This is a genomic window from Frigoribacterium sp. CFBP 13605 (genome assembly GCF_014839405.1).
Classification (GTDB): Bacteria; Actinomycetota; Actinomycetes; order Actinomycetales; family Microbacteriaceae; genus Frigoribacterium.
The window spans coordinates 1-2,332 of the sequence record NZ_JACYNS010000185.1 but is presented as its reverse complement, the minus strand read 5'-3'; the positions used below and the strand labels follow the sequence as shown (position 1 = coordinate 2,332).

Genomic DNA, 2,332 nt, shown 5'->3' with positions numbered 1-2,332 from the left:
GAAGGACGGACCGCCCGTGCGGCCGTCGCCCGCGCCCTCGCCGTGACCGACCCCGGCGACGTCGTGACGGTCCGCCTCCACCCCGCCGACCTCGCCCAGCTCGACGCGGCGACCCGCGACTCCGTGGCCGCCGAGGTGGCCTTCGTCGCCGACGCGACCCTGGCCCGCGGCGACGCCGAGGCCGAGCGTCGCATCGGCCAGGTCGACGCCCGCCTCGGCACCGCGCTCGACCGGGCACGGACGGCGTTGCTCGGCGACCCGGCGACGGACGGGGGCGCCTCGTGACCCTCACCGCGCCTCCTGCCCTCGTGCCGACGGGTACCGTCGTCGACGGCGGGCGTCCGCGCGTGCCGGCCGTCCTCGCTCCCCGTCTCGCCGCCGCCCGCGTCGCGGCCCGTCCGCAGCGCGTGGGCCGGGTCAGCTCGGCCGTGGGCCTCGGCCTCACCGTGCAGGGCCTCGACGCGGCCGTCGGCGAGATCGTCGCCGTGGGCCACGCGACCGCGACGTCCGGGGGCACCACCGCCGGTCCGGACCTCGCCGAGGTCGTCGCGACCACGCCCGACGGCGTGCGCTGCATGCCGCTCGGCCGTCTGACCGGCATCACGACCGGCACGCCCGTCCGGTCGACCGGCCGTCCGCTGCTCGTCCCCACCGGCACGGGCCTGTTCGGGCGCGTGCTCGACGGCCTCGGCCGACCGATCGACGGCAAGGGGCCGCTCGTCGGCGCCGACGGGGGTCGCGTCGACCTCGTGCCGCTCGACCACGAGACCCCGTCCGCGATGCACCGCGCGCGCATCGACACGCCCCTGCAGCTCGGCGTGCGCGTGCTCGACACCCTGACCACGGTCGGCAAGGGACAGCGCGTCGGCCTGTTCGCCGGCTCGGGCGTCGGCAAGTCGTCGCTGCTGTCGATGATCGCCCGCGGCTCGGACGCCCAGGTCAGCGTGATCGCCCTGGTCGGCGAGCGCGGCCGCGAGGTGCGGGAGTTCCTCGAGGACGACCTCGGGCCCGAGGGCCTCGCCCGCTCGATCGTCGTCGTCTCGACCAGCGACGAGCCCGCCCTGATGCGCCTCCGGGCCGCCTTCGTCGCGACCCGCATCGCCGAGTCGTTCCGCGACCAGGGCGCCGACGTCGTGCTGATGATGGACTCGCTCACCCGCGTGGCGATGGCCCAGCGCGAGATCGGTCTGTCGGTCGGCGAACCGCCCGCGACCCGCGGCTACCCGCCGTCGACGTTCTCGGTGCTGGCCGGTCTGCTCGAGCGGGCGGGGACCGACCGCATCGGCTCGGTCACCGGGCTCTACACGGTGCTGGTCGACGGCGACGACCACAACGAGCCCATCGCCGACGCGGCCCGCAGCATCCTCGACGGGCACGTCGTGCTCGACCGCAAGCTCGCCGTGACCGGGCACTTCCCGTCGGTCGACGCGCTCGGCTCGGTCTCGCGCGTCGCCTCGAAGGTGACCAGCCCGCCCCAGCGCGCCGCCGCGACGACGCTGCGCAAGGTCATGGCCGCGCGCCGGGCCGCGCAGGACCTGCTTGACGTCGGTGCGTACCAGCGCGGCACGAACCCGCTCGTCGACGCGGCGGTCGACCACCAGGGCGCCATCGACGCGTTCCTGCAGCAGGGCATGGACGACCGGGCGGCCTCGGCCGACTCGTGGAACGCCCTGGCCTCGCTCACCTCGCCGTTCGGAGCGATCTGATGGCGCGCCCGTTCTCGCTGCTCGGCCTGCTGCGGCTGCGTCACGCCCAGCAGGACCAGGCCGGTGCCGTCCTCGCCGAGGCCAACGACCGTCTGCGCGAAGCTGCCGACGAGCGCGTGCGTGCCAAGCGCACCCTGGCCGACGAGCCGTCCGAGGTCACCGACGCGGCCATGCTGAGCGCGCTGGCGGCCTCGCGGGCCTCGTCGCGCGGCATGCTCGCCGAGCTCGACGCCGTCACCCAGCGCCGTCAGGCCGACGCCGACGCCGCCCAGGCCGCCTTCAACGAGGCCCGTCGCGCGGCGATCGGCCTCGAGAAGCTCGAGCACAAGCACGCGGTGGCCGAGGCGGCCGCCGACCTGCGCGACGAGCAGATCGCCCTCGACGAGATCGCCTCGCGCCCCCGCGCCGACGGCTCGCCGTCCGGCACCGACCCCGAGAACCCAGGAGGCGCGGCGTGAGTCCCGTGACCGAGGTCCTGTCCCGCATCCAGGACATCCAGGCGACCATCGCCCAGCTGCGCGCCGGCACCACCGGTGCGACGTCCGCGACGGCCACCGCCGCGTCCGCGACGTCGGCCACGGCCTTCGCCGACGCGCTCGCCGGCACGTCCGGGACGGGGGCGACGG

At 76.2% G+C, this 2,332-nt stretch carries 3 protein-coding genes; all 3 read left to right on the top strand.

The genetic code is table 11. The features are described 5' to 3' along the window. Positions 1-285: FliH/SctL family protein (locus IFT36_RS15830; protein ID WP_249408694.1), on the top strand; the 285-nt coding region annotated here is incomplete at its 5' end. A gap of 62 nt (positions 286-347) precedes the next feature. After that, complete coding sequence (locus IFT36_RS15825; protein ID WP_200413638.1) at positions 348-1,706, top strand: FliI/YscN family ATPase; 1,359 nt, start codon at positions 348-350, stop codon at positions 1,704-1,706. Further along, a complete protein-coding gene (locus IFT36_RS15820; protein WP_192122984.1) occupies positions 1,706-2,164 on the top strand; it encodes a flagellar export protein FliJ in 459 nt (152 codons plus the stop codon). Before IFT36_RS15825 ends, IFT36_RS15820 begins: the two co-directional genes overlap by 1 nt. The last annotated feature ends 168 nt before the right edge of the window (positions 2,165-2,332 follow it).